At 53.3% G+C, this 20,648-nt stretch carries 11 protein-coding genes; 2 read left to right on the forward strand and 9 right to left on the reverse strand.

Annotated elements, in window-relative coordinates:
• Positions 1-226 precede the first annotated feature (226 nt).
• The 4 genes from xerC to PluTT01m_RS07020 are packed head-to-tail and all read right to left on the reverse strand — an operon-like array spanning position 227 to position 6,162.
• Positions 227-1,357, reverse strand: a complete 1,131-nt coding sequence (gene xerC / locus PluTT01m_RS07005) for a site-specific tyrosine recombinase XerC (RefSeq protein ID WP_011145673.1) — start codon at positions 1,355-1,357, stop codon at positions 227-229.
• On the reverse strand, positions 1,344-4,307 hold the full coding sequence (locus tag PluTT01m_RS07010) for a toprim domain-containing protein (RefSeq protein WP_232507920.1): 2,964 nt from the start codon (positions 4,305-4,307) through the stop codon (positions 1,344-1,346). The genes xerC and PluTT01m_RS07010 overlap by 14 nt, the downstream gene beginning before the upstream one ends.
• Before the next feature lie 33 nt (positions 4,308-4,340).
• Positions 4,341-5,723, reverse strand: a complete 1,383-nt coding sequence (locus PluTT01m_RS07015; RefSeq protein ID WP_011144727.1) for an IS4-like element ISPlu9 family transposase — start codon at positions 5,721-5,723, stop codon at positions 4,341-4,343.
• Between the two features lie 10 nt (positions 5,724-5,733).
• Positions 5,734-6,162, reverse strand: a complete 429-nt coding sequence (locus PluTT01m_RS07020; RefSeq protein ID WP_041379992.1) for a CHC2 zinc finger domain-containing protein — start codon at positions 6,160-6,162, stop codon at positions 5,734-5,736.
• Positions 6,163-6,294: 132 nt separating this feature from the next.
• Here PluTT01m_RS07020 and PluTT01m_RS07025 point away from each other — a divergent pair, with 132 nt between their 5' ends.
• Together PluTT01m_RS07025 and PluTT01m_RS07030 are read left to right on the forward strand one after the other, a co-directional pair.
• Complete coding sequence (locus PluTT01m_RS07025) at positions 6,295-6,633, forward strand: helix-turn-helix domain-containing protein (RefSeq protein WP_011145463.1); 339 nt, start codon at positions 6,295-6,297, stop codon at positions 6,631-6,633.
• Positions 6,634-6,725: 92 nt separating this feature from the next.
• Entirely contained in the window at positions 6,726-6,968 is a 243-nt protein-coding gene (locus tag PluTT01m_RS07030) for a SymE family type I addiction module toxin (protein WP_011145464.1), read from the forward strand.
• Positions 6,969-7,012: 44 nt separating this feature from the next.
• Here PluTT01m_RS07030 and PluTT01m_RS07035 read toward each other — a convergent pair whose 3' ends face one another.
• From PluTT01m_RS07035 to PluTT01m_RS07055, 5 genes are read right to left on the reverse strand one after another with little or no spacing between them, the layout of a single operon-like run.
• Complete coding sequence (locus PluTT01m_RS07035) at positions 7,013-7,330, reverse strand: hypothetical protein (RefSeq protein ID WP_011145465.1); 318 nt, start codon at positions 7,328-7,330, stop codon at positions 7,013-7,015.
• Complete coding sequence (locus tag PluTT01m_RS07040) at positions 7,327-8,202, reverse strand: hypothetical protein (protein ID WP_232507881.1); 876 nt, start codon at positions 8,200-8,202, stop codon at positions 7,327-7,329. Before PluTT01m_RS07040 ends, PluTT01m_RS07035 begins: the two co-directional genes overlap by 4 nt.
• 16 nt (positions 8,203-8,218) lie before the next feature.
• Positions 8,219-8,851 carry a hypothetical protein gene (locus tag PluTT01m_RS07045; RefSeq protein ID WP_041379993.1) on the reverse strand — a complete coding sequence of 211 codons (633 nt, stop codon included), beginning with the start codon at positions 8,849-8,851 and terminating at the stop codon, positions 8,219-8,221.
• Positions 8,841-17,726: a hemagglutinin repeat-containing protein gene (locus tag PluTT01m_RS07050; protein WP_011145675.1), complete on the reverse strand. Its 8,886-nt coding sequence runs from the start codon at positions 17,724-17,726 to the stop codon at positions 8,841-8,843. Before PluTT01m_RS07050 ends, PluTT01m_RS07045 begins: the two co-directional genes overlap by 11 nt.
• Positions 17,727-17,774: 48 nt before the next feature.
• Positions 17,775-19,439: a ShlB/FhaC/HecB family hemolysin secretion/activation protein gene (locus tag PluTT01m_RS07055; RefSeq protein ID WP_011145676.1), complete on the reverse strand. Its 1,665-nt coding sequence runs from the start codon at positions 19,437-19,439 to the stop codon at positions 17,775-17,777.
• Between the last annotated feature and the right edge of the window lie 1,209 nt (positions 19,440-20,648).

Genomic DNA, 20,648 nt, shown 5'->3' on the forward strand with positions numbered 1-20,648 from the left:
GCTCATCAATGCTCAGGCGGTTGCCCGGGCTCACCGGCGCAGTGCGTATAATTCCCCCGCATTATGTTCAATAGGCGTTGGGCGGCCTGGACCGGCTTAACGGGGACGCTCGTGGTTGAGCCGCCTGACGACTATTTACCCCCGCGTGCGCCGATGCCGACGGGCAGTCCGGCCACGGTCTGCCCCCACACCGAACCCGCCCAACTCAACGGGGGCGTGCGGACGCTCAGCGGCTATCGGCGGTTGAGGTCGGCTCTGAACTGTCCGGCGGCGTGTCCGTGTCGGCGTTATCGTCGGCGTACAGGTCGGCCAGTAAACCCACCTCATCGGCGTCGCGGACTTTTTCGTCGGCCATTTGCTCCGCCGGATGGGTGCTGGCGTGCACCGCCTGCAAGGCCCGGATAGAGACCTGCGTATACACCTGGGTTGACTCCACGCTGGCATGGCCTAACATGGCCTGTATCCAGCGCAGGTCCGCGCCGTTCTCCAGCATCTGCGTTGCCATCGCATGCCGGAACAGGTGGCAGGCACCTTTTTTCTCAATGCCGGCGGCCCGGATATAACCGCTTACGGCATTCGTGATACCGTTCGGCTGCAACCCGTCGAGACCGTCCATTGCCACGAACAGCGATTGGATGTCCGGGGTGACCAGCAGTTGCGGGCGAACCTGTTGCTGATAGAACTGGAGCCAGTTTAAGGCCCGTTCGCCGAGGGGCAATACCCGGTCTTTATTCCCCTTGCCCTGCCGGATGGTCACCGTTTTGCGTGACCCGTCAATGCTGTAGATATCGAGCCGGGCCGCTTCACTGCGTCGTATCCCCGTTGACCAGAGCAGCTCCATCAGGGCCCGGTCGCGCGCGCCCTGCAACGTATTCGGGTCAGGCAGCGACAGGATATGCTCGATTTCATCAATGCTCAGGATATACCGCGGCAGGCGTTTTTCTTCCCGCGGCAACTCAATGTCCGCTGCCGGGTTCGCCAGTATCAGGTTCTGTTTCGTCAGCCATTTGAACCACACCTGTAACGGCTGCAACTGCGTGCGCTGGGTGCGGATGCTCAGCGGCTCTCCGTTGGTCTTTCGGTACTGGTACAGGTAGCGCTGGTAACGCTCCAGTATCGGCCGCGTGATGTCCGCGGCATAGTACAGGCCCCGGTCCGTGGCCCACAGGATAAAGTGATAGGTGTGATGGGTCTGCACTTTCAGCGTGGTTTCCGACCAGTTCCGTTCCTGCCGCCAGGCCACGAAGCGCAGCAGCAGTGCATACAGGCTTTTCGGGTCATGCGCCGGCCCCACAGGCTGACGGTAGACGTCATTAACGGTCAGAAGACTCCCCTTGCGGGGTTTACGGTTTGCCATGATTAACCTCCGTTTCGGATTGGGGATGGGCGGCTGAGGCAGCGGGCGGTGGGGCCTTTTGCGTTTTATGTCTGTTAACCGTTTTCTTTCCGGCCCCGCCCGGTTCTGTTGTTAAACCTTGTGCTGTCTGTGCTGAGGCCGGATTTTGTCTGTCCGGCTGTGTACCGACCTGGGGCCGACCTGTACCCGACTGAACACCCTCTGACCCCGACCGGAACGCCTTGCCCGCAACAGCGTCATTCGTCATTTCTGTTTCTTCGGGCAGGGGGATTGAAGCCGGTTTTTTTTCTGTCTTAATAACTGCTTTTTGCTTTACCCCGGCCACTTCCGCCGACAGGTCTGATGTTGCCTGCCTTGAGGCCGGATTCTGATTTACCGACTGACTGCCGACCCTGCCCCGACCCGTGCCCGACTGAACATCCTCTGACCCCGACTGAAACACATTGCCTGCCGTTTCTGACCGGGATTCAGTCATCTCCAGTAACCCGCACAGATGCGGTTGCCCGGTATCTTCACCATCCCACAACAGCGTATATTCATAGGTCAGCCCGCGGCGATGCAGCAACAGGTATTCCATTTCCAGCAACCGCGCCAGATGTACTTTCAGTTGCGTATCACCCCAGTGCAAAGCGGTCCGAATATCCCGCCGGGTAAAATGCAGTTCATCGACCTTGACCGCCTGTTGTCCGGCGGTTTCCCGTACCCAGTCCTGTATCAGCAGCAACAGCTTGCGCGTCTGCGGCGGCATTTCATCCAGCGTGCGCCCCAGCACCTCATGCGCCAGCCGGTTGGCGAGGGCAATGTCGTCCTGGGTGACTTCGATATATTCGATGACCTGCCCGCGGTGGGTCGTTTTCTTCACTTCACGTTGATACTGGTGCAGCAGGGCAATGGCCTGTATCAGCGTCAGGTATTTCATGTGGTCGCGCCGCATCCGGGTTTTGTCTGACAGGAACGTCAGTTGATGGGCGTAAGGATTGACCACTTTCAGCGGCCTTAACAGGCTCTGGGCGTTCTGGTGTAACTGCGTCAGATAGCCTTTTTCCGAGTCAGCCAGCAACCCGGCCAGCGTCTGGCGGTGCCGCTGCATGGCGTGGATGGCCTGCGTCTGCTCGCGCGATTCGTTGACCGTCAGCACCAGACAGCGGTTCAGCAGCTCTTCATCCACATCAATGGCGGTGGTGGTCAGCATCAGCATCACCGGGCCCTGTACCTTGTATTCCCGCGTCACCAGTTCGCCGCTCTGTTCGTTCTTGCCGGTGCTGGCGATTTTCAGCTCGCCGTCGGACTGCAACAGTTTCAGGGCATAAGCCGCCTGCCGCACGCCTTCTTCTTCGGCTATCGCCAGTATCTTGTGTTGCAGGCTGGTTTCCCCCAGATAGTAGAGGCTCTGCCCGGTCATTGCCGAGTACTGGATACGCTCCTCTTCCGGCATCAGGTTCAGCACCGCCTCCATCAATGACGATTTCCCGGCAGCGGAACTGCTTTGTATCAGCACGGCCAGCGGTTTATCGAGTTTGCGCGAGACTGCCGCCAGATACCCGGTCAGCAGATTGGTGGATTCGCCGACCACGCCACAGGCGGCCATGTCGTTGATAATCTGTTCTGTCAGGTTCGGCGATGTCAGCAACGCCAGCGCGGCGGCTTCGTCTTCCGCGCTGACCGTGACCGCCGTTGTCCCTGAGGCTTCGGCGTCGGCTTGCTGTTGCGCGTCCTGTTGCTGCTCCAGCATCAGCAAGACCCGCCCGGCTTCGCGTTTGATGACCGACAGCTCGCATTCCAGCTCTTGCGCCGCCGTGCTGATGTAGTTCTGACGATGCCGCGCGTGATACATGTCCAGCGTATCCACATGGAACAGGCCGGACGTTTCATCCCGCACCTGCACATTGACTTTCATCACGTCCGGTACCGGGGATTTTTTCATCCCCCGTATCCGCCAGACCCGGGGGCCGCTTTTCATCAACAACTCACCGGACGCCGTGCGCTCACAGGGCACGGGGGCAACGGTCAGCGCCGGCGGGGCGGCTAAAGAAGAAGATTTAGCCACCCCGGCACTTTGGGGCTTTTCCGTCACACTCGGCGAGACGGGCCGCTCATGGCTGAACACCGCGCCCGGCGCTGTTCCCTGTCCCAGCCAGACCGCCTGTTGCAAGGCCAGCCCCAGCGCATGTTCGGCATTGCCGCTTTTCAGCGCATAGTCATTGGCATCCATACCTGGCGGGAACTGCACCCGCCACGCCTCGATACCGGCTTCCAGTAAATCAGCGGCTACATTAGCCGCGCCACGGTCTCCGGCCTCGTCCCGGTCAAAGGCAATCAGCACCCGCTTCACGCCGTGATACTGCAAGGCTTCGAGATGCTCACGGTTAAACCCGTTCACCCCGAACGCGGCGATCACGTTGCGGAACCCGGCACACCAGAAGGTCATAGCATCGATCAGCGCTTCGCACAGGATAATTTCCGCAGCGGCTTTCATCGCTGCCTCATTCCAGACCCCGGCTAGCGGTGAGGACAGGTACAGATGCTTCGGGCTGTCTTTCAGGACTTTGTAATCCGGCTGGGTTCGGCGACCATACAGTTGCAGCACCCGCCCGCGGCTGGCCACACTGGTCGATTCGGCCCAGCCGATTATCGGCACCACGACGCAGCCCCGGAAGTGGTCCTGCCGGGTGGTGGTACGCAACACGCCCAGCCCCGACAGCTTGCCGCGCAACTGCTGACCTTCCTGACTGTCTTTGGACGGCAACAATCCCGCGGAACCGCTGATACCGTGATGACCCGCATAACCGAGCCGGAAGTGGCTGACCAGTTCAGGATGATGCAGCCCGCGTTTTTCCAGCCAGGCTTTGGCTTCCGGTGACGCCAGTAAGTTCTGATGATAAAAATCAATCACCTGATGCAACAGCGCCTGCCCGTCATCGTCCAGATCGGCCAGTTTCGGGCGCGGCAGGGGGGCCGCCTGTGACTCCGGCCTGTCTCTTGATCAGATCTCCAAATCAACTGATTTAGCCAGCAAATAGCCGTCTATCAGGGTTTGCAGCCGAAACCAGCCTTCCCAAAGTCGTTCCCATCCGACTCGACCCGTGCGTTTGGAATCGTACCAGCCGGCCAGTTTTCCCAGATTGATGAAGGCCCAATGCAAACTCGGGGCTTTTTTCGGCACACGGCGTTTTTCTTGTTTTGACCACAGTAATTTCCACGCCAGGGGGCTTAATACTGTCTCACAGCTCTCTTTCTCTGCCTCTTCTTTGTTCAGACCCATAAAACGCAGCTGGTGTATTCGTACCGCAATAAAGGCCAGCAGCACTATCATGCGCTCCAGATTATCTTTGCTTTGCATACGCAGCGCTTCTACCTGCGTGCCGCCCGTTTTCCACGCTTTGTGAAATTCTTCTATCAGCCAGCGGCGCTCGTAATAACTGAATATTTTATGGGCGTCTTCCTGACTGTTGACGGGTTCGGAGGTCAGAAGATGCCAGCAAAGCCCATCCTCCGGACCTTTTTCGTAGCAACCGACATAAAATATCCGCACCGCCTCACCGCTTTTTCCTTCGGGGATTTTCAACGTCACTTCGGCATAACTGATATCACAATGCGCGACACGCGCCTGACGCCCGCCTTTCTGTCTGACCTGAACTAATCGTTCTCCAGCACTCTGTAACCGGCTAATAAAGTCATAAAGTTTATCCTGACTTTCCTCTATACGCCGGTTTTGCATCGAACGGATGACGAAACGTTGTTTTTGGCTCGTTTTATAACGCAGATATTCGATGATATCGGCTTCACGGTCACAGACAGAAATCACGTTGGCCATCTGCTCCCCTAACCGGCTGTCGACGGCTTGTGAGGCCCGTTCCCACTTATAACTCTCTTTCCCTTCATAAGGGCGTGTATCGCGTTGTCGGCTTTTGCCATAATCACTGACATCTCGACACCAGCGCTGTTGCTCTATCAACCCCACGACCTGTTGTTCTTCAGGCGCAAATAACAACACCGAGTGTGCCTGCATGCCCCGGGATTTTTCCTTTGAGGTGGTATAGCCGAGTTCATCGGCGACCGACGCATGGGAAAATGACAGGGTTGTCGTGTCTTCCAGCGCTAACAGGCAATGATAACGTTGAGCGTGAGCGACGGTGGCGGTAAATCCGGCTTCGGCGATGGCCTGAGGCGCAATGGCGGAATTTCGGGTCAGTCGGTAGGCCGCTTCAACATCGGCAGGAGAGTCAAGAGATTGCACGAGCGATTGTCCTATATGGTTAGCCAACGAACAGGCCACTTTCACCAGGCGGTTGGTACGGCGTTTATCACCTAATTCCGCATGTTGAAACGTGTCATTTGCCCATTGTTCGGCGCTGGTTGAAAACATAAAGATTACCTCAAGTCGTGTTTTTTATTGAGATCAATCTATGAGGGAAAAGTTCAATAACGCGGGGGCGGGTTAAAATATTTGTGTAGGAAAGACAGGACTCCGGCGGGGCGGCTAAAGAAGAAGCGGCCACAACTGCATTGTCCATATCCGGCAACCCGGCCAGCTCCCGCAGCCGGCGGATAGCGATTTTCAGCGTCACCCCTTCCGTTTGTATCACCCAGTCCAGCACCGACCCCGCTGCGCCACAGCCAAAGCAGTGATACAGGTTCTTAGCAGGCGATATCACCATTGAGGGCGTTTTCTCGTTATGGAACGGACAGCGCAGCACATAATCCTCACCGCGTTTTTTCATCGGACGGCCTTGCTTACGCGCCAGCCCCAGTAACGAGACGGTTTGCTTTAAGCGGGCTAAATCGGTATCGGGAACGCGGGTCATTGCCTCTACTCCTGTAAAATGCGTCAAGATTCATATTGATAATATATATAGTCCCTGATATGATACTTTTAGTCAAGCGATAAAAACGGGAGGGGTATAGTGACGTCAGTTACAGCAACTTTGGAATTTCCTATGAGCTTTTCTGATAAATTGGCGGCTTCCCGTAAAGAGCTTGGTTTCACGCAACAACAGATGGCTGACAAGATTGGTATGCACGTTTCACAATACAAGCGCTATGAAGCCGGGACATCCCAGCCGACGATTGATGTGTTTCGGCGGATTGCATTAGCGTTGAATGTCAGTGCCGATATGCTTCTTTTTGATCCCAATGAGCGCGGACCCGATGACCGGCTAAAACTCCAGTTCGAAGCAGTCTCACAGTTGGATGAGAAAGAGCGGGAAGCGATTGAGACAGTGATTAGCAGTATGTTGCATATGCATGATGCTAAACGTTGGACGGTAAAACGTTAGCCGCTCAAGAAGAGACAATACTTACGCGGTGTTGAGATGCTGAGAACATCCCAGCACCGCTAACCACAACCCACTATCAGAGGTAGTTAGCTATGGCTGAACGCGATTGTAATGTAAATTCAGGCAGTTCGAAAGCGCAACGCCGCTATAAGGTCGGCTATATCAGCCGATGTCACGCCGACCGCCACACTGGCATGACCCGCTATTACAGCCAGCATCCCAGCTTGCATCTTAAAGGTAATTGGCTGGAAGAAGCGGGCTTTGTGACCGGGCAGCCAGTGCAGGTCAGTGTTGAGCACGGACAGTTGATTATCCGGCTCGTTGAGAACAGTTGACGGTTAAAAGCAGGAAGCTCCCGGCCACTGACCGGGACGCCTAATTAACAAAAATCCTGTTCTATATTACCTTCTGCCTTTAGGATTGCCAAAAAGCGTTGATAAGCAGTTTCATCTAACTCAAGTAGATCATCCAGCAACTGTTCTTCTATTAATGCCCAATGATGAACACTTTTAGCATCATCATTTGAGAAAAAAACAGTTTTAAAATCTATCGTTGTATCGATAACTGAGACTTCATGAGACTTATATGCCTGTAAACCTCCATAATTTGGTGGTAACCCATAAAAATATGTTTCATCACCAAACCAATATATGGCAAAAACATCAACAATAGAGCCATCTGATTCTTGTATTTTCATTTAACATTATCCTTTATTGAATCTATTACCTTTTTAGGATCCTGTTGGATTCTCTGAGGAGTAGTAATTTTCATGTCATAGGCTTTACCAGTATTTGAGTTGTACTGGTAATGGATAGTTATTGTTTGTCCATTAGGGAGCCTATGTTTTGCTTCCATTTTCTGAAAACCAGCCGCTGTAGGAAAACGGGGATCTTTATTCATACCTAACAATTTACTTCCTTGTGACGGATTTGATTCAACCTGTTTCCAGAAAGTTTGCTCATTCAGATCCCTTGGCGCAGCAACTTGTTGTCCTGGTTTCGCAGTAGATATCTTTTCAGCATTTTTGATAAGCTGTTGATGATAAACAGTATTATCCGATTTATCACCCAGATTCGTTGTGCCTTGACTGTTTTTCCCAATCTTTTCCAGCGCCGTTTTCTCTGTATTAACAGCCGCGCCTGTGCTTCCCTTTGTTGTTGGCGATGACTTCGGCCCTTTAGCCCCCTCCATCACAATTGGCAATGTCATCGCCATCGCAGCGGCCGTTTCCTTGCTCATGCCCATCGCCTCAAAGCGTTTTGTCCAGCCGAGTTCGCCTACCTTGCCTGTGGCCGCCTGACCTAACGTATTCACCGCCGACAGGTAATTTCTGAACTCAACCGGCAATGTGCCATCCCGGTCCATATTTTTGAGGGTACGTTCAAACACCGGCCACTGATCAACCAGATAACCATACTTCTGTGCACACTGGGTCGGGTTGCTGTTGCAGAAATCCATCATTTCCTGCTGATTGCGGATATTAGTGTCTACCATATCCTTGATCACTTGTTTGCAGCTTTCGCCTTCACAGGTGCGGGCTTGATGCGCAAAACTGTCCAGCTCATTCACGCTCAGATAGTTATTCTCAATAACAACCTTTTGTTAGAGAAAAAATATTCTCATTCCTTCCTAGTGCAACAATCTCACAGCCAAGATCATCGAAAGCACCTAATATCATTAAAACGATGCCATTATGTTGCCAAATGAAATTTGCCCAATCTGAAATATGTCGAATTTGTGTTATATCTAACCTCTCATAAATATTTTCGTCGGGGATAAGTGCCAAATATGTTTTCTTTTCAGTTAATACTAACTTTGCCGCTGTTTTTAAATCGGAAAGATAAAAGTGACATAACCCTGATAAAGTCAAGCCCCGTGAAGACTGAACCATAACATTCTGTTTTTTTAACGCGAATTCTGTATCATTTCCTCTTGATTTTAATAATCCCCAAGCTTGTTTATACCGAGTAATAGATGTGTCCGGTTGAACGCCAGATAGTTCTATATATAAATAAATAGAACTTCTATCATCATAAATTTCTAGCGTCTCTACCATTTTCGTAAAAAGTGGTACAAAACCTCTTTCGCGATTTAGATCTAATAGTTCCCAGCTTACCGCTTCAATATTCATTTCTGTAATAAATAAAGAACTAAAATTAGTGATATCGTTATTTTTACAGATATCAGTAGCATACCTAACTATCATGTCAGTAGTCATAGTGATTCCCTTTTTCATCATTAAAATGAGGCCCTCTATTCTGGGGATCATTTATTCCAAAATCATGACCTTTGGCATCATCCCTAATTTGTATAGTTTGAGTTCCCCCTCCTGCTTTAGGAACATCAAATTCATAAATTTTTCCAGGCTGGAGCCTTCCTCGCTTATCAACATTTGGCAATACTCTATCAGGATGTTTTCCAATAGGAATTCCTGAGCGACGTTTTGCTTCATTAAATGCACCTGACCTACCTGCTCCTACAGGAGAATAGTTTTCTGGTTTTTCTCCTTTGGCCTGATAAATAAAATCATCTTTTTTCGGGCCATCAGGAATTGGGGTCACCGTCGTATTACCACCTACATCCGGCTTACCTTCCGTATTGCCGGTATGTGTTGGTAGGTCAGTTGGATTAGCAACTTGAGTGTATTTATCCTGAAGTGTATTTAGATAACTCTGTGTGATTTCATCATTTCCCATCATCTGAAGCATAATCAGATGGTCTAAGTCTTCTGAAGAAATCTTATCAGCGATTTCCTTTGCCACTATTCCGGTTATACCCGCCTTAACGCCTATCTCCAGGACTTTTTCTGCCACTTTGGCTCGACACGGAGCAGCTATTGCACACCCTTCTGTTACCAGTTTTCCCAGGAAATTATTATCGGTTGCGTTCTTCCCTGCCTGCGCCCCGGTAACAGCGCTCCCGGTGGAGTCACCGGCAATACCGCCTGCCAGTCCTGCTGCCAGGGTGGAAAGGGTGCTGATAGTTTGCTTCTGCTCCTCCGTTAACTCACTGACGTTGGCCCCATCACCGTAAAGTTGCTTTATCAGGACCTGCGCGGCCAGTTCCCCCGACGCCGCACCCGCGGCACCCGCGAGCGCATTGTTACCGCTGACTTCTGCCGCCACCGCGCCTAAAATCGCATGGGCCAGCGTATTGGTGGCGATATCCACTTGATGGGTTTGCGGGTCGGTGGTTAGCTCTTTTATCACGCCCGCCAGATACGGTGAAGCGCCCCCGGCCAGCGCCTGACCGAGGTTGTTCCCCGCTAAGCCCTGAATCGCTGCCGTAGCGGCCTGTAAGGCTTTTTGATAGGTTCCGCCGGTCCCCAAGCCGGAGTCATTCAGTGCCTGCGTGTAAGCGGTGTCATAAACTTGCTTATTGATATCTGCCGAAGTCGGGTGTGGATTGCCACTGTCGACCAGTTTTTTTCTGGCGGCCTCTTTGTCCGGTTCACTGATATGGTCCAGTTTCGCTTTCGCCGCTTTGGTGGCGATAATTTTCCCTTCCGTACGGGCTATCTCGGTCATTTGGGCGCTGATTTCGCCAATCAGTTGCGCCTGTTTCAGCCGTTGCTGTGCTTTTTCCTTATCAAATATCGGACTCAGGACATTCGCGGCATTATCGGTATCGCGACTTAAGTTCGCGATATCCTGCGTCTGGTGCGCCTTATCCCGGATAATCAGATTGCCGTCACTGACGGCGGCGTGCGTGGTGGTGCTGTCATGGCCTGAGTTATGAGTCCCTGTCAGCCCATTGACCGCCAGATTATTGAGAACCTGACCGGCGGTCGGTTGGCCGAGGCTGATGCCCGCACTTTGTTGCTCAACAGTAAAGTCCGCTTGATTTTTAATATCCTTGAAGCCCAGCGTCCCGGTGTTCAGGGTGTTGTTGGCTTTGTCGGCTTGACTCGCTATCACCGCGCCGTCCAGTTGGGTGTGGTCACCGACATTAACCTGATAGCCGCCTTGACCGGCAAACAGCCCGGTCTGCTCTTGCACGCTGTCATAGTTGCTGTGGAGTTTATTGCGGCTGGCATTGAGGCTCGCGGTACCATTGGTGAGGGGGCCTACGGTGGCACTGACGCCGGCGCTGGCATTCTGTTGTTGGCTGTCATAGCGCTGGCTATCCTGCTCGCTGCTGAGGGTCAGATGACGTTTCACCTCGGCGGTAATCTGTTCGCCGCTGACCTGAGCGCCTTTTAACGTCGTGTCCCGGCCACTGTTCAGCCCGACGGTCTGTCCCGCCTGTAACGTGGTGTTAGTGTGACTGACGCCGTTGCCGTTTTCACGGCCGTTGCCCCGACTGACATTGGCCGAGATGTTCAAACCAGTCCCTCCCGGTCCCACGGTCAGGCCCACACCCAGCGCGCTGCCGTGGCTGCTGTTTTTGCCGGTCGTCTGTTCGGTGTTCTGGCTGGAGGAGAGCTGAATATCCCGGTGAGCATTCAGTTGCAGGTCTTTACCCGCCTGTAACTGGCTGCCCTGAATGCGGATATCGCCATTCTGGCCTGATGCGCCTTTGTCATCCCCTTTGGCGGTTATCGTGAGGTTATCTCCCGCAGTGAGATGGCTGCCCTGTTGGGTGGTCTGGCGGTGCTGCTGTTCTGAACGGGAAGATTGCCGACCGTAAGACAGGCTCACCCCGGCCAGATTATTATTGCCTTTGTCGTCACTGCCCTGAGCCGCCGCCAGTCGGCCAGCCTGCGCCGCTTGCACTCCGCTGAGGGCGGCTTGAGTGTTTTGCAGGGCTTTTACTCGCGGGTCACTTTCAGTGCGGGCGGCTCTGGCTGTTTGCACCGCGCTGTTGACGGCACCCCCAGCGGCACCACTCAGCGCCACGGTTAAACCGCTCTGTTTTTGTTCGGTTTTTGTCGTGGTGTGATGGCGGTTTTCCGCGCTGGTGATATCGACCTGTTGACCGGTCAGCGTCAGGTCTTTACCGGCAATCACCTCACTGCCGTGAACCCGGAGCTGTTCTCCGGCGTTGAGGGTGACGTTGCCCTGACTGCTGCCGACCGTGCTGCCTTTACTCAGCTGGCGGTCACTGTCGGTGGTGACTTTCTGGCTGGCTTTACCTAAGGTGAAGCCAATCCCCCCAGTCCCCATCAGGCCCGATTTTTTCTCCTGCCGCAAATGGGTTTCATCGTGAGATTCCGCGGCGGTGGTGACGGTGAGCTGATGACCGGCGTTCAGGCTGACATCCTGCGTGCCCGCCACATTGCTGCCGCGGATATTGAGGTCTTTTCCGGCCTGTAAATTCACTTTATCGCCACTGAATGTGGTACTGAGCGCCTGCCGGTCATGCACTTCATCGTGGGTTTCCACTGACGATTTCGACAGCCAGCCTTTGCTGGTTTGCTTGCTGTGCTCCACTAAGTCGGATGAGGCGGTCCCGGTGGTCAGCGTCAGGCTATTTCCGGCCTGCGCCGTCAGGTGTTGACCGGCGTTGACGTGAGCGGCGGTGGCGTTCAAATCCTGCCCGGCTTGCAGGGTCACCTCACCGGTGCCGGTTATCTGGCTGCCGATATCCTGTTGTTGGGTCAGATGGCGGGTGTTATCTTTCCCCCAGTCGCCTTGCTCTGTGCGGCGCGTGCTTAAGGCGTCCAGCGTCAGGTTATGGCCTGCCGTTATCTCGGTGTGACCGTCTTTACCGGCATTCTTGACGTCACTGGCGGTTAATTGGACATTGTTAATGGCGCTCAGCGATAAGGTGCCTTTATCGTTCTGCACATAGATGCCTGCCGGACGGTCCAGCCAGCGGTTAGCTTCATCCCCGCGCACGGTCGATGCGCTGGTGATATCCCGGCCTTTCAGAGTCACCCGGTCATCTCCCTGAATCTGGCCGCCCCGGTTGGTGAGCGTCTGTTGGGCCGCTAAATCTACTTTACCGCCGCGAATAAAGCCGCTATTGGTGAGGTTGTTGGCCGTCAGTTGAGTGACGTCACGCCCGCTGATGGTGCCGCTGTTGGTGATATCGCCTTGATTGTTGAGCGCCACGGTATTCCCGGCCAGCAAGGCACCGTCACTGCGCAGGTCGCCCTGACGGACGCGCGCATAAACCTGCGGCACGGTGACCACCTCGGTAGTGCCATCCGGCAAAGTCACGGTTTGGTTAGTCAGCCAGATAATGTCTGAGGTCAGCAGCGCCATCTGTGCCGGGCTTAAGGCGACGCCCGGCGTTAATTGCTGCTGTTTGCCAAAGGCAACGCCGGCATCCATCAACGCTTTAAACTGCGCTTCGTCGTTGTTGTAACCGGACAGATAGCGCTGGCCGGTCAGTTGGGTGATTTGGTCACGCACCAAACGCTGTTCATAGAACCCATCGCCCAGACGTTTGTGGACCAGCGCCGGGTCGTGAGTGAGTTGTTCCCGCATATAGTCCGAGCCCAGCCACTGCTTATACTGGGTGAATTTCGGGTCGGTTTCGACCAGATAGTGACTGTCACTGCCCGGTTGCACGGTATACAGGCTGTTATTCGGCAAGCGGGTATCGGGCGTCACCACGCGTATCACCGGGTCGACAGTTTGTCCTTTGACGGTCTCCGGGGGCAAACTCAGTTCAAACGGCTGACCGGGAGGCAGCACCAGCGGCTGGTTGTTGATACCGTTCACCGGTGTGACCGCCGTGGGGGCAGCGTGTATCTGGCCGGTTTGTCGGTCCGTAATCGTAATATCGGTACCCTGTGGACGGGTATGCGCCTGCCAGGCCAGCGTTTTCAAATCAATCGTTTCTATTACCGGCGCGGGAGCATAACGGCTGCGGCTTTTCCCTTGTGAGGTTTTGGTACCACGGAATCGGGGCTTCAGTCGTTTCTTTTTTGCATACCAGTGGGTCTGACTGCCGGTATCAGTGGTGATACGTTCGCCCTGAGTGGCAATATTGTGCAGTTCGCCAATTTCACCACCGAGCGTGCCGCCAGCAACAATCTGGCTGTCGTGATTAGTGACCTGCGCACTGTTGAGCGTGATATTACCCCCGGCCAGAATTTTACCGGGGTCACTCTGTTTAACCTGAGTTTCCCTGACGGTGCGGGTGTACTGATATTCGTAAAAGTCATTACTGCCGCTGCCGTCCGGCATGATGGCATCGTGCACGCCGTATTTATTGTGGCGGGAGGTGTCTACCTGCGACCAGTCGTAACGGGTGGTCTGGCCGCTCAGTACGGCATCGTGATGTGGCGATTTTTCCGTTTCGACGACCTGAGTCACCAACCCGGCGTTGGTGTTGTTAATCCGGTCAGCCTGAATCTTCAGGTTGCGCCCGGCTTCAATCGTCGCGGCGTGGTTATTGAGCACACGGGCTTGACCGGTGGCCGTCAGGGTGTTATCCAACCGGCCGCCGATGTGCAGGTCGCCCACGCTGTAAATCTGGGCATGGTCACTGTTGTTCAGTGTGCCGGTGCCAATATCCAGCCGGTCACGCGCGGCAATCACCGCGGCTTTGCCGTTTTGTGCGGTGTTATTCAACGTGCCCGTCTGGAGGGCAAGTTGGTCACCGTAAATACGCCCGGTACCCATGTTGTTCAGGGTATTAGCCGTGAGGTGGGTCAGGCCGCCGTCAATCAGTCCGGTGTTGTTCAGCGTATCGTGGACCTGGATTTGTGTTTGTCCGGCGCTAATTTCACCGGAGGCGCTATTGGTGAGGTTGTGTGCATCAAGATGCAGCGTTTGACCGGCTTTTATCTGGCGGTCATTGATAAGATTGCCGGTCGTTTTCAGGGTCAGATTGCCATTGGCCGCCGTGTTGCCGGTATGGTGAAAATCCTCGGTTAAGGTGACCGCCATATCGCCCTGTGATAACAGTTGGCCGTCCCCACTCAGGCCATGTGCGTTAATCGTGGCCTGTTCCCCGGCAATCAGGGTGCCTTGCCGGTTGTTAATCACCAGAGACGCAGGACGGGTCGCGTCGCCTACGGTAAGCTGTTTGCCCGCGGAGATTAACCCCTGAGCATTCTCCAGCGTGTGACTCACCTGAACTTGCAGATGGTTGGCTGCCCGTAAAGCGCCCTGAGTATTGTCTACCTGTTGCGCGTTTACCGTCAGGTTTTGCGCTTCCAGCCCGTTATCCGTGTGTGCTGTCTCGCGGTTAATCAGGTGAGCGGTGTTCAGGGTGAGTTGCGTGCCACCACGGATAAGGCCACCGGTGTTATCGGTTTGAGTCTTAACATTCAACACGGTGTTGCCCACCGCCTGCACCTGCCCATGACGATTGTCGAGCTGGTGAGTGTTCAGGGTTAACGTGTCGGTGGATAACAGTTTGCCGTCCCGGTTATCCAGCGCGGCGTGTCGGGTGTCAATAGCCAACTGTCCGCCTTGCAGATGACCGTGGCGATTGTCCAGTGGGCCGCTGGTGATAGTGGTCTTGCCCTCACCCATAATCTGGCCTTGTTGGTTATCCAGTAACTGGCCGTCGGTATCCAGAGTCAGGGCGTCGGCGGATTGTAAGGTCCCCTCGCGGTTTATCAGTTGTTGACTGTGAATGTCCAGCCCGCCATTCCCGGCTATCTGGCCCTGAGTATTATTGAGCGCGGTGCTGGTCAGCACGGTTTTGCCGTCCGCTGCGATCATCCCTCCGGTGTTGTCGATGTCGCCGGTGCGCAAAGTTAACTGCCCGCCACTCAATAACCGGCCCGCTTTTTGGTCGGCATGGTGGGTATTGGTGAGCCCATGCCCGTGGGTATCAACGGCCATCTCGCGACCGGCCTGTAACAGCCCCGCCGTATTATCCAGTTGACCACTGTTGACCGTCAGGGTGTCTTCGGCTATCACCTGTCCGGCGGTATTGGTGAAGGGATGGCCTGTGGTCTGGCTGTCAATGTTTTGTGCCAGCAACACCCCCTGGGTGTTATCCAACGTCTGGCTAGTCGTAGTCAGTCGGGTTTGGGCTTCAAGATGGCCGTGAGCGTTTTGAATAGTTTTGCCAACGGTGAGGGTGGCGCTGTCCCCGGCGGCAACAATGCTCCCCCGGCGATTATCCAGTTGAGTGGCGCTAAGTTGGAGCGCGTGGCCCGCTTCCAGTTTGCCCGACTGATTATCCAGCGTGTCTTTGACGGTCAGTTTCAGCGAACCTTGGTCGGCGGCCACGATATTGCCGTGACGATTATCGACGGTCGTTGCCTTAAGGTTCAGGTTGCCATTGCCCGCAATAGTGCCGCTGTGGTTATCCAGTATCCGGGTAGTGAGGGACAAGTCATCCTTACCCCATTGTTGCATCACGCCGCTTTGATGGCTCAAAGTATCGGCGTTGATGGTTATCTGCCCGGCCTGAGTTTCGGCGTGGTTGAGTTGCAGTTCACCGGCCTGTATCGTCAGGGTGCCATTGGTGAGCAATTTGCCCTTATCACCCAGCCACCGTTGCGTGTTGAGCGACAGTTTCCCGTTGCCTGCCAGTTGCACCGTTCCCTGGTTGTTATCGGCCTGATGCGCGGTGAGATGCAGGTCCTCGCCCTGACTGGCAATAGTGCCCTGACGGTTGTTAAGCCGGTCAGTGGTGAGGGTCAATTTCCCCTGATTGAACACTGTCCCTTCACGGTTATTCAGGGTGCGGGTATGGAGCGTCAGTTCACCGGTACCGGTCTGGTTAATTTTTCCCTGCTGATTGGATAAATCCGGCGTTGTGAGGTGGATTGCCCTCGCCACTAACTGGCCGCCGTCGTTGTTAAACTGGCCCGGCGTTTTTGCGGTCAAACGGTCGGCGTTGACGCTGGCGCGAGCGGTACTGATGCCCGATTGACCGGCTGTGAGTTGAATCTGTCCGGCCGCAGTCTGGCTGTCGCTCAGGTCAATCTGCCGACTGTGGATAGCCAGCGTATTGGTGGCCAGATTTTTGCCCTTAGCCTGAACGTGCTGCGCGGTCAGGGTCAATGAGCCGGGTCGGGTAGTGTTGCCGTTATCATCCAGCCCCGCGGCCCATACGCTGTCATGGCTGCTGTGTATCGTGCCCGCAGTAACGGTGGTATCGCCGCGGGCTTCCACCCGGCCCTGATTATTGAGCGCACCTTTAGCCTGTAAATTCACCGCCGATTGTGACAGCAATTTGCCGGTGTTAGTGACATCGGCAGACGAGGTTAATTGCAACGTATCCCGGCTGCTGAGGGTGCCGCGGTTCTCTATCCGGCCCTCGGCGGTGATATGGAACTCCCCGGCAGACGCGCCGATATTACCGGCATTGTGCACGCCCACCCCCGTTTCGGTGCCTATCAGCCTGATTTTATGGGCATACATGCCGCCCAGCGCCGCCACATCCAACGCAAACGCCGGGTGCTTTTCATCGTCAACCGATTTTTTCTCCACCTGCTGATGCGCCGCATCCACAATATTGCGCCCGGTGGTCACTTTCAGGTCTTGCGCGTGTAATTTGGCGTTAATCGCCACGGAACGGGCGATAATATCGGTGTAACTTTGCTGTGTGCTGTCCATGCCGTGCCCGTCAATCCGCACTTCCCCCTGATTGACATCAAATCCTTTCAGCCGGCCTCGCTCCATCAGCGCTTGTCCGGTAGTGAGCGTGGTGCGATGTGAGTTAATGAACCCGCAACCGTTACAGGTGATGCCCGCCGGATTGGCAATAATCACCTCGGCTTTATGCCCGGCCACTTCAATCCAGCCGTTGAGGTGACTGCGGTTATGGTTGTTGACTTCATTGAGGATAACGCGGGCATCCCCTTTAGCTAACCACGGATTGCCCGCCACCATGCCGCCGAGTTGCGTCTGCGTAGCCTGATGGCTGTTATTGAGGATAACTCCCTGTTTATCCACGTCAAACTGACGGTAGGTATTGTGGGAAACGCCATCGGCGCCCGGCGTCTGAATATTGACCTGCGGCGTGCCGTTGGCGCTGCGAATAATAGTCGGCTGCTGACGCCCCGGTGCCTGTCCGTCGGCCACAATCGCCGCCTGTGCCGTAAGCGAAATTCCGCCAAGGGCGAATAACACCCCAAACCGTAGCGCAGTCAGCCGGCAACAACGCGGCGGTGAAGCGGAGCGACGTGCGCGGCGTCCGGTTCTTCCCCGTCCGGCCCGCGCTATCTCGGCCACCACCATCCACATCTGGCGAGATTGATTAAAGATAATACGATATAACTGCTTGTTCATGATTTTTACTCCACACAACACTACCCACCGGCAGTTTTGCTATTTGAATTAATACTGCCAATACAGGTTGAATCCGGCCGTGACGGGGGAGGTTGGGAAACCGGCGGGTTTGGATAGCGGGACACCGACAAACAGGTCGTAGCTCACCCCTTTCAGGCTGCCTCGCCAGCCCAGAGCGCTCCCCGCCAGGTGTTTTCCGAGCAGTGTATCGCTGCCCCGTCCGCCCACTTCGCCATAATCCATTGCCAGATACAGCGATTGCCCTTTCAGCGGGGTTTGCCAGTCCAGTTCGTTGCGGCTGTACCAACCCCGATCAGCGGATAAGGTCAACTCGCCATCAAAGCCGCGCACCGTCCAGCGACCGCCAATCGAGAAGCGATCCTGGGGCGTCAATGGGCTGGCGCTTATCTGACGCAAATATTGGGTTTGATAAGAAAAGGGCTGAGAAAACAGTGTTAACGGCCCGGCAAGCGTCGCTGAGAACTGGGTGATTTTGGGTAAGGCAGTCCCTTCATTGCGGTACTCTTCCGGTGCCGGTTGTGCGCCAAACCAGCGCATGCCCTGTTGATAAGTCACCCGGGTATCCAGCGTCGCGCTGCCGATAAAGTGATGATGGGACAGCCCCAGCTTCCAGCCCGCGGTTTCCCGGCGCTGAACGTCGATTTCAGTGTTATCAATAAAATTGCGAGACGCCCGACGATAAATTTCACCGTTAAGCAGGGTTTTCTGGTCGGCATTACGGTGCAGCACCCGGCTAAGCTGAACCGCCAGGTTTTGGCTTTTGCCCCGATATTGGATCGCCTGATTCAGCCCGGCTATTGTCTGGGTATAATCGTAATGACTGGCCGTCACGCTCGCCATCCAGTAGCCGAAGGGCAAAGAGTAATAGAGCGTGTCATTTTGGCTGCCTTTCCCGGCAGACGAATGAATATCGCGTCCACCGGAAAGATAAAACAGATCACTTAACGCCAGGGGATTATCCAGAAAGAAGGTGAGTCCGCCCTGATAACGTCCGGTGCTTTTGGAGCCGGTATCATCCAGATAAGTCGCGACTCGCCAGTGCCGGGACTGACGCCAGTCCAGCACAATATCGCTCTCCCCCGGTTGCTCTGCCGGGACAATGTTCATATCTGCCTGAACGGTGGGGAAACGTTGCAGATTTTCTAATCCCTGCTCAATATCCCGTAAATCCAGTAATTTTCCTTCACGCGCGGGAAAGGGGGTTATCCGCTGGATATAGTTCCCGCTGTCAGGGGTATAGCGGATATGCCGGATTTTTCCCGGTATCATCACCAGTTTTAAGGTTTGGGTACGCAAATCCTGACGAGGAACCAGAACCCGGCTGGTGACATAGCCGTGATTAATGAGCTGATCTTGCAATTGGGTTATCAGCCGGCTAATGCCTTTATCGCCCAGACAATGGTTTTCGCCCTGTTGGGCGACAAGCCGGAACGGTAACCAGTGCGGGAAATTTTCGGTACCTGCCAGTCTGACGTGGGTAATGGGAAAACACGGAGTTTCCACCGCAAAGGCGGATGATTCCCCGGTTTCCGGTACCGACAGGTGAACCTCCGCAGGCGGCGGGGCTAATTGCGTCTCCAGGGCTTGCTGGCGGGCCTGTTGATGAATGAGTTGTTGATCTGCGATGTCGGCGGCTTGACTACCTGAGACTGCGCTACAAAAAACTATTAATACTACAATACTGCTTTTCATTGACTTGCTATTCCACAATGTTGAAACAGCATTAACCACGAATTTAACTTAGAGATCAATATTTAGTGTTGATTATCAACCGGGCAACTAAAATAGGGGGTTGGTTAAGATAGCAGCAAAAACAAGAGGTTATATGACAAAGCAAAAAACAGGCCAATGTGATTATTTTGTAACAGCATTGTATAAAAAACAGATTAATATTAATCATTTAATAATCAACATTAATAATTTCAAATTAATTTTATCTTTTTGTTTTTATTATGTGATTAATATCACATTTATAATGATTGATTTCGGTATTCATTCAAATGAAATGTGATTCTTATTGTAAATTTGTGATGAAATATCGTCTTTTATGGTTATGTGAGGGGTTAGGGTTATCCATGCCAATCTTGCTTATTATCTGCCGCTCGTTCTACCAGAAGATCACTTAACCTAAATCCTTCATAATCATATGGGATAAATAGCATGATTTGTTAGCGCCATTCTCCGTGATTGGAGAGTTGAACGTAGTGGCTATTGGGAAGATGATACGATGTTTGGAGTTTGGAGAGCATGAACTAAATTAGAGGCGTAAATTTACTTTTCTCACCCTATTTATCTTGGGAAAGAAGGGAGCAATAAAAATATCAATGGGTTAATCAGTTAATACTTTCTAAAGGGAACCGATTTTAATGAAGTCTCTGAGCAGGAAATAGATTTTGTGGTATACCCTATGGATTTCAAGATGCTTCGCGGCGGCAAGGGAGCGAATCCCCGGGAGCATAGGTAACTATGTGACCGGGGTGAGTGAGTGCAGCCAACAAAGAGGCAACTTGAAAGATGACGGGTATAAACCGATTAAGTAATCGCTCACGAAAACTAAGGGTAGTAAAACATCCAATGAATTATTTATAAGGAATACGGATATGTTTACTTCCGGATTAACGATGTTGCACTTATTATGTGAATCCAAGAAATATATTAATTCTATTTTTTTACATAAAAATAATATATTTTTGTTATCGTATTAATAAAGGCATTAATAATGGTTTGATATAAGTGAATAGGTTATGTTTATAACAACAGATGATGTTTATATATAACGTTATTAATTATGCTATTTAAATGTTTTTTATGTAATATAAAGTTAAATTATATTTGATAAATATATTATATTTTTATCTTATAATATGGATGAAATGAGCGTGGTAATATAAGTCAATTGCT

Source organism: Photorhabdus laumondii subsp. laumondii, assembly GCF_003343245.1.
GTDB lineage: Bacteria > Pseudomonadota > Gammaproteobacteria > Enterobacterales > Enterobacteriaceae > Photorhabdus > Photorhabdus laumondii.

What these genes read in the sequence shown, in the direction of transcription:
- xerC (WP_011145673.1), bottom strand. Translation starts at nt 1,357, where the DNA reads ATGGCAAACCGTAAACCCCGCAAGGGGAGTCTTCTGACCGTTAATGAC.
- PluTT01m_RS07015 (WP_011144727.1), bottom strand. Translation starts at nt 5,723, where the DNA reads ATGTTTTCAACCAGCGCCGAACAATGGGCAAATGACACGTTTCAACAT.
- PluTT01m_RS07020 (WP_041379992.1), bottom strand. Translation starts at nt 6,162, where the DNA reads ATGACCCGCGTTCCCGATACCGATTTAGCCCGCTTAAAGCAAACCGTC.
- PluTT01m_RS07025 (WP_011145463.1), top strand. Translation starts at nt 6,295, where the DNA reads ATGAGCTTTTCTGATAAATTGGCGGCTTCCCGTAAAGAGCTTGGTTTC.
- PluTT01m_RS07030 (WP_011145464.1), top strand. Translation starts at nt 6,726, where the DNA reads ATGGCTGAACGCGATTGTAATGTAAATTCAGGCAGTTCGAAAGCGCAA.
- PluTT01m_RS07035 (WP_011145465.1), bottom strand. Translation starts at nt 7,330, where the DNA reads ATGAAAATACAAGAATCAGATGGCTCTATTGTTGATGTTTTTGCCATA.
- PluTT01m_RS07045 (WP_041379993.1), bottom strand. Translation starts at nt 8,851, where the DNA reads ATGACTACTGACATGATAGTTAGGTATGCTACTGATATCTGTAAAAAT.
- PluTT01m_RS07050 (WP_011145675.1), bottom strand. Translation starts at nt 17,726, where the DNA reads ATGAACAAGCAGTTATATCGTATTATCTTTAATCAATCTCGCCAGATG.
- PluTT01m_RS07055 (WP_011145676.1), bottom strand. Translation starts at nt 19,439, where the DNA reads ATGAAAAGCAGTATTGTAGTATTAATAGTTTTTTGTAGCGCAGTCTCA.